This is a genomic window from Nonomuraea sp. GTA35 (assembly GCF_041950525.1).
Lineage (GTDB): Bacteria > Actinomycetota > Actinomycetes > Streptosporangiales > Streptosporangiaceae > Nonomuraea.
The window spans coordinates 881,477-899,318 of the sequence record NZ_JBGNUV010000002.1; the positions used below are offsets into that span (position 1 = coordinate 881,477).

18 protein-coding genes are annotated in these 17,842 nt (G+C 73.3%); 7 read left to right on the forward strand and 11 right to left on the reverse strand.

Going from position 1 to position 17,842, the window contains the following annotated elements; translation table 11 throughout:
• Positions 1–4: 4 nt before the first annotated feature.
• Positions 5–601 carry a 4'-phosphopantetheinyl transferase superfamily protein gene (locus ACBJ32_RS10705; RefSeq protein ID WP_357866224.1) on the forward strand — a complete coding sequence of 199 codons (597 nt, stop codon included), beginning with the start codon at positions 5–7 and terminating at the stop codon, positions 599–601.
• Here the strand turns inward: ACBJ32_RS10705 and ACBJ32_RS10710 are convergent.
• Positions 596–1,528, reverse strand: a complete 933-nt coding sequence (locus ACBJ32_RS10710; RefSeq protein ID WP_375126586.1) for a cation diffusion facilitator family transporter — start codon at positions 1,526–1,528, stop codon at positions 596–598. The genes ACBJ32_RS10705 and ACBJ32_RS10710 overlap by 6 nt on opposite strands.
• Positions 1,529–1,562: 34 nt before the next feature.
• On the opposite strand from ACBJ32_RS10710, the gene ACBJ32_RS10715 reads away from it, so the two are divergent.
• The 3 genes from ACBJ32_RS10715 to ACBJ32_RS10725 are packed head-to-tail and all read left to right on the forward strand — an operon-like array spanning position 1,563 to position 4,409.
• The gene (locus ACBJ32_RS10715) at positions 1,563–2,021 is read left to right on the forward strand and encodes a MarR family transcriptional regulator (protein WP_357866220.1); all 459 of its coding nucleotides are present in this window, start codon (positions 1,563–1,565) and stop codon (positions 2,019–2,021) included.
• Between the two features lie 59 nt (positions 2,022–2,080).
• Positions 2,081–2,731, forward strand: a complete 651-nt coding sequence (locus ACBJ32_RS10720; RefSeq protein WP_375126587.1) for an LppX_LprAFG lipoprotein — start codon at positions 2,081–2,083, stop codon at positions 2,729–2,731.
• Positions 2,732–2,741: 10 nt separating this feature from the next.
• Complete coding sequence (locus ACBJ32_RS10725; protein ID WP_375126588.1) at positions 2,742–4,409, forward strand: MFS transporter; 1,668 nt, start codon at positions 2,742–2,744, stop codon at positions 4,407–4,409.
• Between the two features lie 60 nt (positions 4,410–4,469).
• Here the strand turns inward: ACBJ32_RS10725 and aspS are convergent, their stop codons facing one another.
• The 5 genes from aspS to ACBJ32_RS10750 form a co-directional block, all read right to left on the reverse strand.
• A complete protein-coding gene (gene aspS, locus ACBJ32_RS10730) occupies positions 4,470–5,732 on the reverse strand; it encodes an aspartate--tRNA(Asn) ligase (RefSeq protein ID WP_375126589.1) in 1,263 nt (420 codons plus the stop codon).
• A 296-nt stretch (positions 5,733–6,028) separates the two neighbouring features.
• Positions 6,029–7,423, reverse strand: a complete 1,395-nt coding sequence (gene der, locus ACBJ32_RS10735; RefSeq protein WP_357866214.1) for a ribosome biogenesis GTPase Der — start codon at positions 7,421–7,423, stop codon at positions 6,029–6,031.
• Positions 7,424–7,462: 39 nt separating this feature from the next.
• On the reverse strand, positions 7,463–8,119 hold the full coding sequence (cmk, locus tag ACBJ32_RS10740; protein WP_357866212.1) for a (d)CMP kinase: 657 nt from the start codon (positions 8,117–8,119) through the stop codon (positions 7,463–7,465).
• 54 nt (positions 8,120–8,173) lie between these two features.
• Entirely contained in the window at positions 8,174–9,523 is a 1,350-nt protein-coding gene (locus ACBJ32_RS10745) for a carotenoid oxygenase family protein (RefSeq protein ID WP_375126590.1), read from the reverse strand.
• Positions 9,520–10,149, reverse strand: coding sequence for a TetR/AcrR family transcriptional regulator (locus ACBJ32_RS10750; protein WP_375126591.1), 630 nt, complete (start codon positions 10,147–10,149; stop codon positions 9,520–9,522). Before ACBJ32_RS10750 ends, ACBJ32_RS10745 begins: the two co-directional genes overlap by 4 nt.
• A 118-nt stretch (positions 10,150–10,267) precedes the next feature.
• Here ACBJ32_RS10750 and ACBJ32_RS10755 point away from each other — a divergent pair, with 118 nt between their 5' ends.
• Genes ACBJ32_RS10755 through ACBJ32_RS10765 form a run of 3 tightly spaced genes read left to right on the forward strand, consistent with a single transcriptional unit; the run spans position 10,268 to position 12,220 of the window.
• Positions 10,268–11,116, forward strand: coding sequence for a glycosyltransferase family 2 protein (locus ACBJ32_RS10755; protein ID WP_375126592.1), 849 nt, complete (start codon positions 10,268–10,270; stop codon positions 11,114–11,116).
• Positions 11,109–12,005 (forward strand): glycosyltransferase, encoded by an 897-nt coding sequence (locus ACBJ32_RS10760; protein ID WP_357866206.1) that lies wholly within the window; start codon positions 11,109–11,111, stop codon positions 12,003–12,005. Before ACBJ32_RS10755 ends, ACBJ32_RS10760 begins: the two co-directional genes overlap by 8 nt.
• Before the next feature lie 20 nt (positions 12,006–12,025).
• On the forward strand, positions 12,026–12,220 hold the full coding sequence (locus tag ACBJ32_RS10765; RefSeq protein WP_375126593.1) for a DUF2795 domain-containing protein: 195 nt from the start codon (positions 12,026–12,028) through the stop codon (positions 12,218–12,220).
• 61 nt (positions 12,221–12,281) lie between these two features.
• On the opposite strand, the gene ACBJ32_RS10770 is transcribed toward ACBJ32_RS10765, so the two are convergent.
• The 5 genes from ACBJ32_RS10770 to scpB form a co-directional block, all read right to left on the reverse strand.
• Complete coding sequence (locus ACBJ32_RS10770) at positions 12,282–13,430, reverse strand: NAD(P)/FAD-dependent oxidoreductase (protein WP_375126594.1); 1,149 nt, start codon at positions 13,428–13,430, stop codon at positions 12,282–12,284.
• 74 nt (positions 13,431–13,504) lie between these two features.
• Complete coding sequence (locus tag ACBJ32_RS10775) at positions 13,505–14,611, reverse strand: prephenate dehydrogenase (protein ID WP_357866201.1); 1,107 nt, start codon at positions 14,609–14,611, stop codon at positions 13,505–13,507.
• Positions 14,612–14,699: 88 nt separating this feature from the next.
• Entirely contained in the window at positions 14,700–15,059 is a 360-nt protein-coding gene (gene aroH, locus ACBJ32_RS10780) for a chorismate mutase (protein WP_375126595.1), read from the reverse strand.
• A gap of 69 nt (positions 15,060–15,128) precedes the next feature.
• Positions 15,129–16,943 (reverse strand): pseudouridine synthase, encoded by a 1,815-nt coding sequence (locus tag ACBJ32_RS10785; RefSeq protein ID WP_375126596.1) that lies wholly within the window; start codon positions 16,941–16,943, stop codon positions 15,129–15,131.
• Positions 16,940–17,584, reverse strand: coding sequence for an SMC-Scp complex subunit ScpB (gene scpB / locus ACBJ32_RS10790; protein WP_375126949.1), 645 nt, complete (start codon positions 17,582–17,584; stop codon positions 16,940–16,942). The genes ACBJ32_RS10785 and scpB overlap by 4 nt, the downstream gene beginning before the upstream one ends.
• Positions 17,585–17,842 lie beyond the last annotated feature (258 nt).

Here is a 17,842-nt window from a genome sequence, read left to right on the forward strand (position 1 = left end):
AGCGATGGGTGGCCGCCCCGACGAGGTGCGCGCCCCCGACGAATGGCTCACCGAGGTGGAGCAGGAGCGGGCCGCCCGCTTCAAGTTCGACCACGACCGCACCATCTTCATCGCCGCCCACCTCCTCGTCCGGCTCTGCGCCGCCGAGGTGCTCGGCGCCGACCCTGCGGAGCTCACGCTGCTGCAGTACTGCGACCTGCACGGCTTCGGGCACGGCAGGCCGTCCATCGAGCAGGCCCCCGACCTCGGCGTCAGCTTCAGCCACACGCGCGGCTACGTGTGCGCGGCGGCAGGCCCGGGCAAGGTCGGGGTGGACGCCGAGCGCGTCCGCCCGGGCCCCCTGGACACGGTGCTGGCCGACCGCGTGCTCACCCCGCGCGAGCGCGCGATGGTCACCGGCAACGACGAGCTGATCAGGCACTGGACGCGCAAGGAGGCGCTCATCAAGCGGGGCGAGCTGACGCTCGACAAGGTGAGCGAGGGCGGCGAGGACCTGACCGGCCGGCACCTGCTGGAGTGGAGCGCCGGCCCGGACATCAGGGTGGCGGTCATCACCGACAGCCCCGCCCGGCGCGTGCCCGTCCCGGGCCAGGACTCATGAACGGCGGCGGGTCGGGGTCGGGTCGAGGAAGACCTGCCTGACCCCCGGGAACCGCTCCCGCAGCCGCCGGTCCACCTCCTCGCAGGCGATCTCCACGCCCCCCGCACTGGCCTCGTCCCTGAAGTCGATCTTCGCGGCGACCAGCACCTCGCCCGGCCCGATCATCATGGTCAGCAGCTCCACCACGTCCTCCACCTCGGGCTGGGCCAGCAGCACGGCGCGGATGCCGGTCTCGATGCCCTGCGGCGCGGCCTGGCCGATGAGCAGCGACAGGTTCGACCGGATCAGGACGAGCGCGACGACCAGCAGGAGCAGCCCGATCGCGACCGACGCGGCGCCGTCCCAGAGCGCGGAGCCGGTCAGCTGCGAGCCGAGCAGCCCCCCACCGGCGATGAGCAGCCCGGCCAGCGCGGCGGCGTCCTCGAACAGCACGGCCTTCAGCGCGGTGTCGGAGGTGAGCCGCGCCAGCCGCAAGGGGCTCACGTCGTAGCGGCGCGCCTCGCCCTGCAACTGCCTGTACGCCTTGGAGAACGAGACGGCCTCGATGACGAACGAGACGGCCAGCACGACGTAGGACGGCGTCAGGTTGGACAGCTCCTCGCCATGGCCGATCTCGTGCAGCCCGTGCGTGACGGAGAACCCGGCCCCGCCCACCAGCGTCGCGACCGCCGCCATCATGGCCCAGAGGAAGCCGGCCTTGCCGTACCCGAACGGGTGCCGCCGGTCGGCGGGCTTGCCCGAGCGGCGCACCGCCACCAGCAGCAGGAGCTCGGTGACGGTGTCGGCCGCCGAGTGCGCCGCCTCCGACAGCATGGCCGCCGAACCGCCGATCAGCCCGGCGACGAGCTTGGCCAGCGCGATGGTGAGGTTCGCGGCGCCGGCGACGAGCACGGTGCCCAGGCTCTCCCCTGACTTGCCCTCTCCCATGGCGTTCAACTGTACGTGCGCTAGATTGGGGATCATGAGCGCGCCTCGCTGGCTTTCACCCGCCGAACAGCGTGCCTGGCGTACGCACCTGGCGCTGCACAAGCTGCTCATGCACCGGCTCGACCGGGAGCTGCAGGAGCACTCGCTCTCGTTGAACGACTACGAGATCCTCGTCAACCTCTCCGAGAGCCAGGGCAGGCGCATGCGGATGAGCGACCTGGCCGACGCGACGATCCAGTCGCGCAGCCGGTTGTCGCACCAGATCTCCCGCATGGAGGCCAAGGGCCTGGTGGTCAGGGAGGACTGCCGCGACGACCGGAGGGGCACGTTCGCGGTGCTGACCGACGAGGGGTGGGACACGATCCAGCGGGTGGCTCCGTTCCACGTGGCGAGCGTGCGCGAGCACTTCGTCGACCGGCTCACCGACGACCAGCTCGACGCGATCGAGGAGGCGTACGCGCCTCTCGTGGAGCATCTGAAGAAGCTGCGCTGACACCCAACCGATACCGGCGACGGCGCACGGCCTCCGCCGGTGGTCGATACGATCCGGTCATGCTCAGAAGACTCCTCGTCGTGGCCGCGCTCGCGTCAGTGGCGGCGTGCTCATCGGGCGGCGGCGGGGCCGAGCTGCCCGCCGGGCCCGAGCTGATGAAGAAGGCCTCCGAGTCCATGAAGGCCGTCAAGTCGGCCGGCTTCTCGATCGCGACCGAGGGCAAGCCGCAGGTGCCGGTCAAGAAGGCCGACGGCCGGCTGACGGCGGAGGGCGACGCCGACGGCACGCTCACGCTCGACGTCCTCGGCACGCTGCAGGAGGTCTCCTTCGCCCTGGTCGGGGAGACGGTGCACTTCAAGGGGCCGACGGGCGGCTTCCAGAAGATGACGCGGGCGCAGCTCGCGCAGTTCTACGACCCGTCGGTGATCCTGGAGCCCACCAAGGGCATCGCGCAGTTGCTGGCCTCGGCCACCGACCCCAAGGTGGAGGGCGTCGAGGACGGCTCCTACCGGGTCGCCACCACCTTCCCCGCGAACGTCGTCGCGCCGATCGTGCCGGGCGTCACGCAGGGCGTGAACGGCAAGGTCTGGCTCGACCAGGCCACCAGCCGGCTCACCAGGGCGAGCCTGCCGTTGCAGGGCGGTACGGTCACGGTGTCGTTCAGCGACTACGACGCCCCTGTGACTATCACGCCGCCCGCCGCCGAGTGAGGCCGGCGAGATGAGGCGCGCCCGCCGGGTGGTGCTCGGCACGGGCGGCGCGGTGGTGCTGCTGGCGGCGCTGGACGCGTACGTGGTGGTGACGGTCCTCATCGACATCGCCGAGGACGTCGGCATCCCGCTCAACCACCTGGAGCGGGCCACGCCGATCGTGACGGGCTTCCTGCTCGGGTACGTCGCCGCGATGCCGCTGCTCGGCCAGCTCTCCGACCGGTACGGCCGGCGTCCCCTCATCCACGCCTGCCTGGCGGCCTTCGCGCTCGGCTCGGTGCTGACCGCGCTGGCGGCCGGGGAGGTCATGGTGGTGGCCGGGCGTGCCGTGCAGGGGGTGGCGGGGGGCGCGCTGCTGCCGATCACGATGGCGCTCATCGGGGACCTGTGGGACGAGCGGGAGCGGCCGGCCGCCCTGGGCGCGGTGGGGGCGGCGCAGGAGCTGGGCAGCGCGCTCGGGCCCCTGTACGGCGGGCTGCTGGCCGGGGTGCCCGGCGCCGTGGTGGCGGGGATCGAGCTGGGCGGCTGGCACGCGATCTTCTGGATCAACGTCCCGCTCGCCGCCCTGGCCGCCCTCGCCATCCACTTCACCGTCCCGCCCCGCACCCTCGCCCCCGTCCCGGCGTCCGCCGGCGAGGAGGCCACGTCCCCCGGCGCGGGCCCTGCGGCGGCGACCAGCACGGACGCGGGCGCTGCCTCGCGCAGCGGGCCGGGCACGCCGGGCGCGGCCCCGGCCGGCGAACCGAGCACGGCGGCCTCTGACGGGCCGGACGCGCGCACGATCGCCCCAGAGGCGGCGGCCGGGAGGGTGGACGTGGTCGGCGGGGCGTTGCTCGCGCTGGCGCTGGCCCTGCTGGTCGTGGGCCTGTACAACCCCGACCCCGCCACCGCCGTCCTCCCCCCGTGGGGTCCACCGGTGATCGCGGCCGGGGTGCTGGTGGCCGTGGCGTTCGTCTGGTGGGAGATCCGCTCCCCCGTACGCCTGCTCGACCTCACCACCACCCGCAAGGGTCCGCTGCTGGCCACCCTGGGCGTGAGTTTCCTGGCCGGGGCCGCGCTCCTGGTGACCATGGTGTTCGTCCAGCTCGCCGCCCAGACCCTGCTGGGCAAGGAGGCGCTGGCGGCGTCGCTGGTCCTGGCCAGGTTCCTGGCGGCGCTGACGGTCGCGGCCCTGCTGGGCGGGCTCCTGGCGCGCAGGCTGGGCGACCGGGTCGTGGCGGTGGCGGGCATGGCGCTGGCGGCCGGAGGCTACTGGCTGATGAGCCGCTGGCCGCTCGACCTGGCCGGTTCGGGTCTGGTGATGGACCGCGACCTGGTGCTCGCCGGTCTGGGTCTGGGCCTGGTGATCGCGCCGGTGTCGTCGGCGGTGCTGCGGGTGAGCACGGCGGCGCAGCACGGGGTGGCGTCGGCGGCGGTCGTGGTGGCCAGGATGATGGGCATGCTGATCGGCATCGCGGCCGTGTCGGCGTGGGGGTTCTACCGGTTCCAGTCGCTGACGGCCCAGCTGGACACGCCGCTCCCGTTCGGCGTGGATCCGGAGACGTACCAGCGGCGGCTGGCCGACTACACCGCCCAGGTGCAGGCGGCCCTGCACACCGAGTACACCGAGATGTTCCTGGTGACGTCGTTCATCTGCGTGGCGGGCGCGGCGGTCGCCGTCCTCATGCCGCGCCGCTGAGGCACGCCCGGGCGGGAAGCGCGCCCGCCCCGCTGCGGGAGCGGGGCGGGCACGCGGAGGTCATGGCGAGAGCCGGTGCAGGTCGCGCGGGAACGCGGTGGTCTGGCGGACGTTGGCCGCGCCCGTCAGCCGCGCCGTCCACCGCTCCAGCCCCAGCGCGAACCCGCCGTGCGGCGGCATCCCGTACCGGAAGGCCTGCAGATACCCTTCGTACGCCCCCGTCCCCTCGCCCCGCCCGGCCAGCGCCCGCACGTAGTCGTCGTACCGGTGCAGCCGCTGCCCGCCGGTGACCAGCTCCATCCCGCGGAAGAGCAGGTCGAACCCGTTGGAGTAGGCGGGCCGTTCGGGGTCGGGATGGGTGTAGAACGGCCGCTTGCTCATCGGGAACCCGGTGACGAACAGGAAGTCGGACCCGTGCTCCCGCTCCGCCCACCGCGACAGCCACCGCTCCTGCGCGGGCGCCAGGTCGGGCTCGTCGGAGGAGGTCAGCCGCTGCGCCTCGGTGAAGTGGATGGCGGGGATCTCGGCGGGCACCGCGGGAAGGGCGACATCCAGCAGGTCGAGTGCGGCGGCGGCACGCAGGCGTACCGACTCCAGCATGCCCGCCACGGTCTCCCGCAGCACCGCCATCACGTCCCGATGGTCGCGGACGAAGCCCAGCTCGGCGTCCAGGCTGGTGTACTGGGCCAGGTGCCGTACGGTGTCGTGCGGCTCGGCGCGGAAGACGGGCCCCACCTCGTAGACCCGCTCGAACACCCCGACCATCGCCTGCTTGTAGAACTGGGGCGACTGGGCGAGGTAGGCGGGCCGCCCGAAGTAGTCGATGCCGAAGACGTTCGCGCCTGACTCGGTGGCCGAGCCGACGATCTTGGGTGTGTGGATCTCGGTGAAGCCGAGCCGGTCGAGCGTCTCGCGGAAGCCGGCCACGCTCGCCGCCGAGATCTCCAGCCCGGCCCGCAGCAGCGGGTGCCGCAGCGCGACCGGCGCGTGGTCGAGCACGGTCGGCAGCGCCGCCCCGACGACGGGCCGGTACAGGTCGAACGGCGGCGCCGCGCACGGCTGCGCGAGCACGTCCACCTCGGGCGAGACCAGCTCGTAGCCGCCCGGCGCCTGCTCGCCGGCGACGACGGTGCCGGTGACCCGCACGACGCTCTCCTCGGGCGGCAGGTCGCCGGCGGCGACCACCTGCGCCAGCCCGGTACGGTCCCTGACGACGAGGAAGGACACGGATTTGAGTTGCCGGCGGCGATGGACCCAACCGGCGATCGTCACTCGTTGGCCGGCGTGCTCAGCGAGCTCCGCCGACATGACACGAGAGATCATCACAGCTCCTGTCGAGGAAGTGCATGACCCCTTGGGAGTGCGGGAGAGAAGGGAACTCTCGGTGCCACCGCACTTTCGCCGCCCCGCGACGGGGACGGCCTCGACGACCCGATGACGGGGGTCAGGCCGGCGGGGCATTTCCTCCCCGCACTCGGGAGTGTCTTCACCAGCGGGGCACGGTGCCGCCTTCGCAGCTACCGGCGGCTCTCTCGGCCCGTGCGGGGCCGCTGGCTACTCGTCTCCGTCAACGCGTTACCGCCGATCCTACGATCAACGCGGGACCGGCGGCAAAACGATTACTTGTCCTTCTTGGCGCGCTTCTCGCGGATCTTCATCGTCACCTCGATCGGCGACCCGGCGAAGCCGAACTCCTCGCGGATGCGCCGCTCGATGAAGCGCCGGTAGGTGTCCTCCAGCCATCCGGAGGTGAACAGCACGAACTTGGGCGGCTCGACGGACGCCTGCGTGGCGAAGAGGATCTTCGGCTGCTTGCCGCCCCGCACCGGCGGCGGGGTCTGCTGCACCAGCTCGGTCAGGAACGCGTTGAGCCGGGCCGTCGGCACCCGCGTGGACCAGGAGTCGAGCGCCTTCTCCAGGGCCGGGACGAGCCGGTCGACGTGCCTGCCGGTCTTGGCGGAGATGTTGACCCGCAGCGCCCACGGGGTGCGGACGAGCTGCCGGTCGATCTCCTTCTCCAGGTAGTAGCGCCGGTCCTCGTCGACCAGGTCCCACTTGTTGAAGGCCACCACCATGGCCCGCCCGGACTCGATGACCAGGCCGATGATGCGCAGGTCCTGCTCGGTGAGCGGCTCGCTGGCGTCGATGAGCACGATCGCCACCTCCGTGCGCTCCAGCGCCGCGCGGGTGCGCATGGCGGCGTAGAAGTCGGCGCCCTGCAGCTCGCGGTCGCGCCGCCGGATGCCGGCGGTGTCGACGAAGCGCCAGGTGCGCCCGCCGAGCTCGATCAGCTCGTCCACGGGGTCGCGGGTGGTGCCCGCCATGGGGTCGACCAGCACCCGCTCCTCCCCGGCCAGCTTGTTGAGCAGGGAGGACTTGCCGACGTTGGGCTTGCCGAGCAGCGCGACGCGGGCGGGCCCGCGCTCGGTGCCGAACGTGACCTGGGGCGTCTCGGGCAGCGCGTCGAGCATCACGTCGAGCAGGTCGCCGCTGGATCGGCCGTGCAGGGCCGAGACAGGGTACGGCTCGCCGAGCCCGAGCGACCACAGCGCGGCGGCCTCCAGCTCGAGCTGCTGGTTGTCGACCTTGTTGGCGGCCAGGATGACCGGTTTGCCGGACTGACGCAGCACGGAGCCCACGATCTCGTCGGCGTCGGTCGCGCCCACGGTGGCGTCCACGACGAACACGATGACGTCGGCCAGCTCGACCGCGACCTGGGCCTGCTCGGCGATGCGCAGGTTCATGCCCGTGGCGTCAGGGTCCCAGCCGCCGGTGTCGACCACGGTGAAGCGGCGGCCGCGCCAGTTGGCGTCGTAGGTGACGCGGTCGCGGGTGACGCCCGGCACGTCCTCGACGACCGCCTCGCGGCGGCCGATGATGCGGTTGACCAGCGTGGACTTGCCGACGTTCGGCCGTCCGACGATGGCGACGACCGGCAGCGGCGCGCTGTGGTGCTCCTGCTCGTCGATCTCCAGCTCGTCGAGGTCAGCCTCGACCCAATCCCCCGTTGACATGATTTTTCGTCCTTAAGGTGAGTACCGCACCTGAACGGTTCAGGTGCGCTCCTTGACCAGTCTCAGCACCTCCGCGATGACCTCGTCCAAGGTCAGCGTGGTGGTGTCGAGCTCGATGGCGCCAGCCGCCATCGAGAGCGGGTCCGTCTTACGTGTTGAGTCCAGGGTGTCACGCCTGGCCAGGGCCTCCTGCTGCGCCTCCACCGTGGAGCCGGCGACCTCGGCGCTGCGCCTGCGGGCGCGGGCCTCCGCGCTGGCCGTCAGGTAGATCTTGACGGCGGCCTGGGGCCAGACGACCGAGCCGATGTCGCGGCCCTCGACCACGATGTCACCGGCACCGATGATCTCCCGCTGCAGCGCGACGAGCCGCACGCGCACCTCGGGCACGGCGGCGACGGCCGAGACCGCGCCGGTGACGTCGGCCTGCCTGATCGGCTCCGCCACGTCGACGCCGTCGACGTGGATGGCGGGGCCGCCGGGGTCGGTGCCGGAGACGATGGCGGGCTCGCCGCAGCGGGCCGCGACGGCGGCGGGGTCGGCCAGGTCGACGCCCTGCTGGAGCATCCACCAGGTCATCGCGCGGTACATCGCCCCGGTGTCGAGGTAACGCAGGCCAAGCGCGCGGGCGGCTCCGCGCGACACGCTCGACTTACCCGACCCCGAAGGGCCGTCCATGGCGACGACCAGACCGGTCACGGCCTCTCCCTCTTCACGTGTTTGGTCCAACTTGAAGAGGCTACCGCCTCCGGGTCAGTCGGCGATCCAGCTCCCGTGGAAGCCGAGCGGCACCCGGGCGGGCAGGTGCACGGTGGCGACCGGCTCGCCGGTGAAGTCCTGCGCGGAAAGGATCACCAGGTCCGCGGCGCCCCGGGACGGGTCGTTGACGAACGACAGCACGTAACCGTCGTCCTCGGCCTCGCCCGCGGCGACGAAGACGGGCTCGCCCGCGTACGCGCCGCGCCCGAGCCGCCGCGACTCCTGCGTGCCCCGCCGCAGGTCGTGCTTGATGAGCGTGTTGTCGAACGCGTCGTCCGGCAGGTCCTCCAGCTCGCCGCCCACCACGTCGACCAGCTCGCGGGTGGCGGCGGTGTAGCCGTAGCGGTGGGGCCGGCCGGTGCGGCGCTCGTCGATGCGCGGGAACTCCTGGGGGCGGTCGTCGAGCCGAGTTTGCCCGACCCGGCCGGTGGCGAGGTCGATCCGCCACCGGTCGAGCGTGGGCCGGCCGCCCCGGTCGAGCCGCGCGTCCACGAACCCCCTGGGGTAGCTGACCACGTCCACGACCACCTCGCCGCCGTCGTCGTAGGCGTTGAGCGTGTGGAAGACCCAGCACGGCGGCGCGTCCACCCAGCGCAGGTCGCCGCTCTCGCGCGACATGAGCCCGATGCGCGCGGGGTGGTCGTCGTTCCACGCGTACGGCAGCCGGTCGCCCCGCTCCGCGTGGGCCATGCTGAACGTGACGGGCAGGTCGTAGATCACCACGAACCGCTCGGTGAGCGCGAAGTCGTGCACCATCGGCTTGTCGGCGACCGGGATGTCCGTGACCCGCTGGACCACGCCCTTGGGGTCGAGCACGAGGTGCTGGTGGTGGTCCCAGCCGAAGAAGTACGCCAGCGCGTGCAGCTCGCCGGTGACCGGGTCGAGGTGGGTGTGCGCGGCGAACCCGCCCGGCAGCCCGCCGTCGAAGTCGCACGCGCCGATGGTGTCGAGCTCGTACCCCAGCTCGTACGGCAGCGCCCCCGCCTCCACGGTGGCGAACGTGCGCCCGCCGAGCCCGATGACGTGGGTGTTGGCCGAGAAGTCGAGGCCGGCGTGCACGGGCCCCGGCCTGGCCTCCTCGCCGAGCCGCTCGGCCACGCGCGCGCTGCGGACCCACCGGTTGCGGTACCACTCGGCGCGGCCGTCGCGCAGCCGCACGCCGTGCACCATGCCCTCGCCGAAGAACAGGTGGCCGGCGCTGGGGTCGTCGAGGCTGAGCGGGTTGGGGCCGTTACGCAGGTAGCGGCCGTTGAGCTCGGCCGGGATGCGGCCGGTGACGTCGAGGTCGAACGCGGTGATCTCCTCGCTCACCGGGGCGAATCCGTCCTTGAACGGAGTGGTCATGGGGTGCCCCTTTCGTCGTCGGGAACCAGGAACGGCGTCAGCACCGAGGCGCAGAGAAGGCGGTAACGCCGCGCGGCCACGTCCCGGTCGAAATGGCCCAGGATCTCCAGGCTCACGGCGCCGTGGACGGCCATCCACAACACGTCGGCGATCTCCGCGGCCTCGGCCCCGCGCAGCACCCCGGCCTCCAGGCAGTCGGCCACCTCGCGCACCAGGAGCTCGAACGTGCGCCTGGCCGCCCGCACCGCCTCGGGCCGCGGCTTCAGGCCCGGCAGCGCGCCCAGGAACATGACCCGGTAGTAGTCGGGCTCGCCCAGCGCGTACTCCCGGTAGGCCATGAGCCCCCGGTGCAGCAGTTCGAGCGGATCGTCGTGCGGCGGCACCGCCAGCAGCGCCCGCTCGAACCGCGCGAACCCCTCCAGCCAGAGCGCCTCGCCGAGCCCGTCCTTCCCGCCGAAGATCGTGTAGATCACCTTGGTCGAGCAGCCCACCTCGCCGGAGATCCGCCGCACGGTGAGCGCGGCCGGCCCGTCGGTGACGAGCAGCCGCTTGGCCGCGTCGAGGACGGCCGCCCTGACGACGCTCTGCCCCTCCCGCTGGGCCTGCTGGTACGCGGAAACCGTCATGGTCGGTAACGCCGTTTCTTCCCGGTAACACTGTTACCTCCTCTATACGCCTCACCCGGAGACCCGTCAACGGGCCCGGAGGAGGAGTAAGGCCGTCCACTCCGGTAAGTGACACCGTGTGAAGAACGGAGCCCGCGTCACGGTGGTCGTGGCGAGCAAGGACAGGCTGCGGGCGCTGACCCGCTCGCTCCCCCTGCACCCGCGCCCGGTGATCCTCGTGGACAACGGCTCCACCGACGGCACCGCCACGTTCGTCCGGCGCCACTTCCCCGACGTCCACGTGGTCGAGGCGGGCAGGAACCTGGGCGCCCCCGCCCGCAACATCGGCGTCCAGATGGCCGAGACGCCCTACGTCGCCTTCGCCGACGACGACTCCTGGTGGGCGCCGGGCGCGCTGGAGCGGGCCGCCGACGTGCTGGACGCCTACCCGCGGCTCGCGGTCCTGGGCGCGCGCGTGCTGGTGGGCCCGGAGGAGCGGCTGGACACGGTGTCGGAGCAGATGCGCGACTCCCCGCTCGGCGTCGAGCCGGACCTGCCGGGGCCGAGCGTGCTGGGGTTCCTGGCGTGCGGGGCGGTGGTCCGCAAGGAGGCTTACCTCGATGCGGGAGGGTTCGACGACGTGATCTTCTTCTTCGGCGAGGAGGAGCGGCTGGCCATGGACCTGGCCGCGAAGGGATGGGGGCTGGCGTACGTGGACGACGTGGTGGCGCACCACCACCCCTCGCCGGCCAGGGACCCGCGCGGCAGGCAGGTGCTGGCCGCGCGCAACGCCGTGCTGACGGCCGTGCTGCGCCGCCCGTGGCGGGTGGTGGCCAGGCGCTCGTTCGAGGCGCTGCGCGGCGGCTCGGCGGGCCGTGAGGGGCTGCGTACGGCGGTGCGCAGGCTGCCCCGGGCGCTGGCGGAGCGGCGCGGGCTGCCGGTCTCCGTGGAGCGGGCCCGGCGCACGCTGGAGCGGGCCGATGGCTGACCCGCGCGTGGGCGCCGTCGTGATCACCTGGAACCGGCGCGAGGAGGCGCTCACCGCGCTGGGCCGCCTGCTCGCGCTGCCTGAGCGGCCCCAGGTGGTGCTGGTGGACAACGGCTCGGCCGACGGCACCGCGCAGGCGGTGGCCCGGGCCTATCCCGAGGTGGACGTGGTCGCCCTGGACGAGAACCTGGGCGCCGTGGGCCGCAACGTGGGGGTGGAGCGGCTGCGCACGCCGTACGTGGCCTTCGCCGACGACGACACCTGGTGGGCCCCCGGCTCGCTGGAGCGGGCCGCCGACGTGCTGGACGCCCATCCCCGCCTGGCCGTCGTGACGGCGCGCATCCTGGCGGAGCCCGGCGGGCGCGACGACCCGATCGTCGCCGAGCTGCGCGACTCCCCCGTCCAGGGCCCTGACTGGCTGCCCGGCCCCGCGCTGGGCAGCTTCCTGGCGGGGGCGTCGGTGCTGCGGCGGGAGGCCTTCCTCGAATGCGGCGGCTTCTCGCGGCGGCTGTGGCTGGGCGGCGAGGAGGAGCTGCTGGCCGTGGACCTGGCCACGGCGGGCTGGGAGCTGTGTTACCTGGAGGAGCTGACGGTCCACCACCAGGCCTCGGCGCAGCGGGACGCGCACGGCAGGAGGCGGGTGGGGCTGCGTAACACACTCTGGTTCACGTGGCTGCGGCGGCCGTTGCGCGCGGCGCTGCGGCGTACCGCGCACCTGGCCAGGACGGTGCCGCGCGACCGCGTCTCGGCGCTGGCGGCCCTGGACGCCCTGCGCGGGCTGCCGTGGGTGCTGGCCGAGCGGCGGCGCGTGCCACCGCGGGTGGAGGCCCGGCTGGCGAGCCTGGAGGCGTCCCAGGAGAACTCGCGGGCCCGCCGTTACGTCTCGTGAACGCGGGGCAGCAGGCAGGCATGAGCACTGCACCGAACCCGATCGACCTGCAGAAGCACCTGAGCGGGGTGGACTACCCCGCCAGCAAGGACGACCTGGTCAAGGCCGCCCGCGAGCACAACGCGGGCGACGACATCGTCCAGGCGCTGCAGAACATGCCCGACCGCCAGTACGACGGCCCGAACGCGGTCAGTGAGGCGGTCACCAGACGCTGATTCGTGGGGGTGCGGTGGGCGGGGCCGTGCACGGCCCCCCCCCCCGCGCGTCCGCGCCCGCTCACGAGAGCCCGGCCGTCAGCCCGAACGTCCAGACCGGCACCAGGTCGCGCTTGAGCAGCTTGAACAGGGTGATCGGGCTGCTGCTGACCGTCTCCTTGTAGGCGATGGCCGCGCGGCCGGTCAGGTACCACCGGCGCGGGGTGTCGTCCGGGCGGGTGAACTGGATGACGGCGTCCCGCCTGCCGAGGCTGACGGGCTGGTGCACGTACCCGAACTTGAAGGCCGGGGGCGTCTTGCCGCGCAGCGTGGCGGCCAGCGAGTCGGCCGCGCCCAGACCCGTGGGGATGCCGCCCTGGCAGGTGCCGTGCATGACGCCGAACTTCTGGGTGATCGCGGCGGCGTCGCCGACGGCGTACACGTCCGGGTGGGAGACCGAGCGCAGCACCTCGTCCACCACGATCCGGCCGCGCTCGTCCACGCTCAGGCCCGACTCGGCGGCCAGCGGGAGCCCCCTGGTGCCGGTCGTCCAGAGCGTGGCGTCGGAGTGGATCAGCTCGCCGTCGCCCAGCTCGACGCCGTCGGGCAGCACCTTGGTGATGTCCGCGCCCGCGCGCACCTCGACGCCGAGCCGCTCCAGCACCCCGTCCAGGTACGCCCGCGCGCCCCGGCCCATCATCGAGCCGGGCCGCCCCCTGGTCAGCAGGACGACGCGCAGGTGCGGGCGGGCCTCGGCCAGCTCGGCGGCCGACTCGACGCCGGTCAGCCCGCCGCCGGCGACGACCACCGTGCCGCGGGTGAGGGTGTCCAGGTGCCGCGAGAGGCGCAGGGCGCCCGCGTGGTCGTCGTAGACGTGGGCGTGCTCGGCGACGCCGGGGACGGCCGCGTCGGTCACCGTGCCGAGCGCGTAGATCAGCTTGTCGTAGCCGAGGGTGCGGCCGGCGTCGAGCCGTACCTGCCGCCGTACCGGATCGATCGCGGCCACCCGCCCCAGCACGAACTCGACGCCGCTGCCCGCCAGCACGCCGGTCAGCGAGTGGTCGGCCAGCCGCTCACCCGCCGCCGTCTGGTGCAGGCGCAGCCGCTCGGTGAACCTGGGGGACGCGTTCACCAGCGTGACGCGCGCGCCCGTGGAGCGGGTCCTGCGCGCGACCCTGATGGCCGCCGCGACGCCGGTGTAGCCTCCGCCGAGTACCAGGATGTCGGTCATCTTCCTTGCCTCCTCGATTCGTGCTTGCAGACGGATCGAGGAGGCGCGGATGTGACATCGGCGCGGAGAAGTTCCTAAGGAACCTGCCAGCCGCGCTCGTGCAGGGCCTCGGCGAGCGTGCCGGCCGCGTCGGGCTCCACCGACAGCTCGGCGATGCCCAGGGGCAGGCCGGGGGCGTGCTCCAGGCGCACGTCCTCGACGTTGACGCCGACCTCGTCGCACACCTGGAACAGCCGGGCGAGCTGGCCGGGACGGTCGCCGATCACGACCTGGACGACGGCGTAGGAGGAGGCCGGGCCGCCGTGCTTGCCGGGGATGCGGTCGTGGCCGGCCACACCGCGCTTGAGCAACTGGGTGATCTCGTTGGTGGCGGTGCCGTCGCCCTCGGCCAGGGCGCGCAGCGCGCTCGCGGCGTCGGCCAGGTCGTTGGCCACGGCCTCCAGCACCTCGGCGACCGGGGACGCGTTGCCGGACAGGATGCCCAGCCACAGCCCCGGGTCGCTGCCCGCGATCCGCGTGACGTCGCGTACGCCCTGCCCGGCCAGCCCCAGCGCGACGTCGGTGGCGTCGGCCAGGCGGGCGGCCACGGCGGAGGCGGCCACATGCGGCGCGTGGGAGACCACGGCGACCGCGCGGTCGTGGTCGATCGCGCTGACCTCGACCGCGTTGGCGCCGCACAGCTCGATCAGCCGCAGCACCGCCGCCTTCGCCTCGGGGTCGGCCTCCTCGGTCGGGCACAGCGCCCACGGCCGCCCGAGGAACAGGTCGTCCCTGGCCGCGCCCGGCCCGGACTTCTCGCGGCCGGCCAGCGGGTGGGAGGCGACGTAGGTGGCCAGGTCGCAGCCGAGCTGCGCGGCCCGGTGGATGGGCTCGGCCTTGACGCTGGCGACGTCGGTGTAGAACCGGGCCGCTTCGATGCGCTGCAGTTCCAGCAGCTCGGTCGCCACGTACGCCGGAGGCACCGCGATGATCGCCAGGTCCACCCGCTCGGACGCCTGCGCCGTGGCCTGCCCGCCCTTCATCGGCTGCCACTCCTCGCCCGCGCCGAGTTCCCGGGCCAGCCGTACGGCGCCCGGGTCGCGGTCGGCGAGCAGCACCCGCACCCCGCGCTTGCGCAGCGCCAGCGCCGCGGAGGTGCCGATGAGGCCGGTGCCGACGACGAGCACGGTACGAAGATCCATCTCGATGTCCTGATTTATCGGGTCGTACGGGCTGGTGGTGTCGCGCGGCCGGCTTGCCGCGCGCCTGACGGGGTGCTACGGGTGCGGGCTACTGGGCGATGTCCTGGCGCAGCGCCACCGCGCCGCGCAGATAGACGTGCTGGATCTCCGAGCGCGGGCGGTCGGTCTCCACGTGGGCCATGAGCCGTACGACGCGGGGCAGCGCGCCCGGCACGTCGATCTCGGTGCAGCAGATCAGCGGCACCTCGTGGAAGCCCAGCTTGCGCGCCGCGAGCGCCGGGAACTCGGCCGTCAGGTCGGGTGTGGCCGTGAACAACACGCTGATCACGTCGTCCGGGGTCAGGCGGTTACGCTCCATGATCGCGCTGACCAGGTCGGTCGTCCCGGAGATGACCGAGTCGCGGTCGTTGGCGTCCACCTGGATCGCCCCACGGATCGCCCGCACCATGTGGTTCGTCCCCTTCCATAGCCGCGAAGCCCGTGCGGAGGTTCGCACGGGCTCCTTCGTCCGGCCAGATTACAGCTTCACGGCCGCGTACAGCTCGCCGACTTCCTTCAGGCTCAGCGCCCTGACGGTGCCCGGCTTGGTCCTGCCCAGCTTCACCGGGCCGAACTCGATCCTGGCCAGGTCGATCACGCGGTGACCGGCCTCCTCCAGCATCCGCCGCACGACGTGCTTGCGTCCCTCGTGCAGCACGACCTCGACCAGCGCCTGCTGGCCGTGCTCCTGCACGATCGAGAACGCGTCGGCCCTGGCGATGCCGTCCTCCAGCTCGATGCCCTGCTTGAGGCGGCGCCCCAGGTCGCGCGGGATCGGCCCCGGCACCTTGGCCCAGTACTTCTTCTGCACGCCGTAGCTGGGGTGCGTCAGCCTGTTGGCCAGCTCGCCGTCGTTGGTGAGCAGCAGCAGGCCCTCGGTCTCGGTGTCGAGCCGGCCCACGTGGAACAGGCGCGGCGCCAGCTCCTCGACGTAGTCGGCCAGGCACGGGCGGCCCTGCGGGTCGTCCATCGTGGAGACGACGCCGATGGGCTTGTTCAGCGCGTAGTAGACCAGGTCGGGCGCGGTCGGGATGCGCTTGCCGTCCACGTGGATGACCTGCGCCGCGGGGTCGACCTTGGCGCCGAACCTCCGTACGACCTGGCCGTTCACGGTGACGCGGCCGTCGCCGATCATCTCCTCGCAGGCCCTGCGGCTGGCCACGCCCGCCTGGGCGAGCACCTTCTGCAGCCGCACGCCGCCCGGAACCTCGGTGGTGTCGCGCTCGTCGGTGTAGCCCTCGGGGTAGAGGTCGCGGTCGCGGATGGGCTGCCGCGCGGCCTTCACCCGGTCGTGCTGCGGGCTGCCGTAGCTCGGCGAGCCGCCGCCGCGCCTGCCGCCCGCGCCGATGGTCTGGACGTCGTCGCGGCGCGGCGTACGGGGTGCGCGGCGGTCGCCGGCACCGCCCTGCCGCTCGTCGCCGTCGCGCCTGCCGTAGCGGGAGCGGGTCGAGCTCGCCGCCGCCCTGGGGGCTTCGTCGCGACGCCCGCTCCGCCCGGCCCGGACGTCACGCCGGTCGTCACGCCGGTCATCGCGCCGGTCATCGCGCCGGTCATCACGGCGGTCATCACGGCGGTCGTCGCGCCGGTCGTCACGGCCCTCGGGGCGGTAGCCGCCGCTCCGCTCGTCGCGACGGGGGGTGCGCTCGTAACGCTCACCACGCCCGTAGCGCTCGTCGCGGACGGGACGCTCACCACGGCCGGCGAACCGGTCGCCACCGGCAGGACGGTCACCACGGCCGGCGAACCGGTCACCACCGGCAGGACGGTCACCCCGGCCACCGAAGCGATCCTCGCGCTCACCCCGGCTGCGGAACCGGTCGTCGCGGTCGCCGCGGCCGGCGAACCGGTCGCCACCGGCAGGACGGTCACCCCGGCCGGCGAACCGGTCGCCACCAGGACGGTCACCCCGGCTGCGGAATCGATCGTCGCGGTCGCCGCGGCCACCGAACCGGTCATCGCGACCGAACCGGTCCTCACGACCGGGCCGCTCTTCGCGGCCGAACCGCTCGTCGCGGCCGGGACGGCCCTCGTTCTCGCCGTCGCGCCTGCCTCCGTACCGGGCGCGGGTACCGCCCCGGTCGGCGCGCAGGGAGTCGCTGCGGCGAGCGTCATCGCGGAAGCCACTCTCGCGGCGGGGGCCGCCGCCGCGGGAATCGTCGTCGCGGCGGAAACCGCCACGGGTGCCGCCACGGGTGTCGTCGGAGCGGAAGGCGGGACGCCCACCACGGCCGGAGCCGCCCGCACGTCCACGACCGCGTCCATCACCGGACGGGGTGCTACGCCTGTTGATCACTTTGTCGTCTCCTCGAGATTTTCCACGTCGTCCGGGAGGAAGGGCGCGAGCTCGGGGAGCTCGCTCAGGTCCCGCAGTCCCAGACGTTCAAGGAAGTATGAGCTTGTCCGGTAGAGCACTGCCTGGCTCTCCGGGTCGGTGCCGGCCTCCTCGACCAGCCCCCTGGCGACGAGCGTCCGCATGACGCCGTCGCTGTTGACACCGCGCACCGCGGCGACGCGGGCACGGCTCACCGGCTGCCGGTAGGCCACGACCGCGAGTGTCTCCAGCGCGGCCTGGGTCAGCCGCGTCTGCTGGCCGTCGCGTACGAACCGCTCGACCATTGGCGCGCAGTCGGCTCGCGTGTAGAACCGCCAGCCGCCCGCGACTTCTCTCAAGTCAAAACCCCGCCCGGCCGCGGTGTATTCCGCCGCCAGTCCGCGCAGCGCGGCGCTCACCTCGTGCGTGGGCCGCTCCAGCACCTGGGCGAGGGTCACCTCGGCGACGGGCTCGTCAACCACAAGCAGGATAGCCTCCAACGCCGCCTCCAGCGTCGGCCCCGCCTCACTCCCGAGCCCCGGCCCGGCCTCACCCGCGGAGTCGTCCGGCTCAGCGGCCTCCTGCGCCTCGGGCTCACCAGCCTCACGCTCGCCGGCCCTCAGCGCCTCGGGCTCACCGGCCTCCTGCGCCTGCTCACCGAGCAGCACCGCGGCCTCGGCCGCCCCCTCGGCGGGAGCGTCATCGACCGCACGCGACGCGTCGGCCCGCTCGGCCTCCGCCGCGCCCGCCTCCTCGGACGCGCCGGTCGCGCCGGTCGCGCCGAGCTCCTCCGCGCCACGCCCCGCCGACCCGGCGCTCTCCAGCCCCGCATCGGAACCACCGGCGGCATCGCGGAGCGCCTCGTCCGCGGGCCACTGCGG

Bases quoted from the DNA above. Each gene is read 5' to 3' on its own strand.
- ACBJ32_RS10720 (WP_375126587.1), top strand. From the start codon at position 2,081: ATGCTCAGAAGACTCCTCGTCGTGGCCGCGCTCGCGTCAGTGGCGGCG.
- ACBJ32_RS10715 (WP_357866220.1), top strand. From the start codon at position 1,563: ATGAGCGCGCCTCGCTGGCTTTCACCCGCCGAACAGCGTGCCTGGCGT.
- ACBJ32_RS10770 (WP_375126594.1), bottom strand. From the start codon at position 13,430: ATGACCGACATCCTGGTACTCGGCGGAGGCTACACCGGCGTCGCGGCG.
- ACBJ32_RS10760 (WP_357866206.1), top strand. From the start codon at position 11,109: ATGGCTGACCCGCGCGTGGGCGCCGTCGTGATCACCTGGAACCGGCGC.
- ACBJ32_RS10750 (WP_375126591.1), bottom strand. From the start codon at position 10,149: ATGACGGTTTCCGCGTACCAGCAGGCCCAGCGGGAGGGGCAGAGCGTC.
- ACBJ32_RS10765 (WP_375126593.1), top strand. From the start codon at position 12,026: ATGAGCACTGCACCGAACCCGATCGACCTGCAGAAGCACCTGAGCGGG.
- aroH (WP_375126595.1), bottom strand. From the start codon at position 15,059: ATGGTGCGGGCGATCCGTGGGGCGATCCAGGTGGACGCCAACGACCGC.
- ACBJ32_RS10745 (WP_375126590.1), bottom strand. From the start codon at position 9,523: ATGACCACTCCGTTCAAGGACGGATTCGCCCCGGTGAGCGAGGAGATC.
- ACBJ32_RS10725 (WP_375126588.1), top strand. From the start codon at position 2,742: ATGAGGCGCGCCCGCCGGGTGGTGCTCGGCACGGGCGGCGCGGTGGTG.
- ACBJ32_RS10710 (WP_375126586.1), bottom strand. From the start codon at position 1,528: ATGGGAGAGGGCAAGTCAGGGGAGAGCCTGGGCACCGTGCTCGTCGCC.
- ACBJ32_RS10775 (WP_357866201.1), bottom strand. From the start codon at position 14,611: ATGGATCTTCGTACCGTGCTCGTCGTCGGCACCGGCCTCATCGGCACC.
- der (WP_357866214.1), bottom strand. From the start codon at position 7,423: ATGTCAACGGGGGATTGGGTCGAGGCTGACCTCGACGAGCTGGAGATC.
- ACBJ32_RS10705 (WP_357866224.1), top strand. From the start codon at position 5: ATGGGTGGCCGCCCCGACGAGGTGCGCGCCCCCGACGAATGGCTCACC.
- aspS (WP_375126589.1), bottom strand. From the start codon at position 5,732: ATGATCTCTCGTGTCATGTCGGCGGAGCTCGCTGAGCACGCCGGCCAA.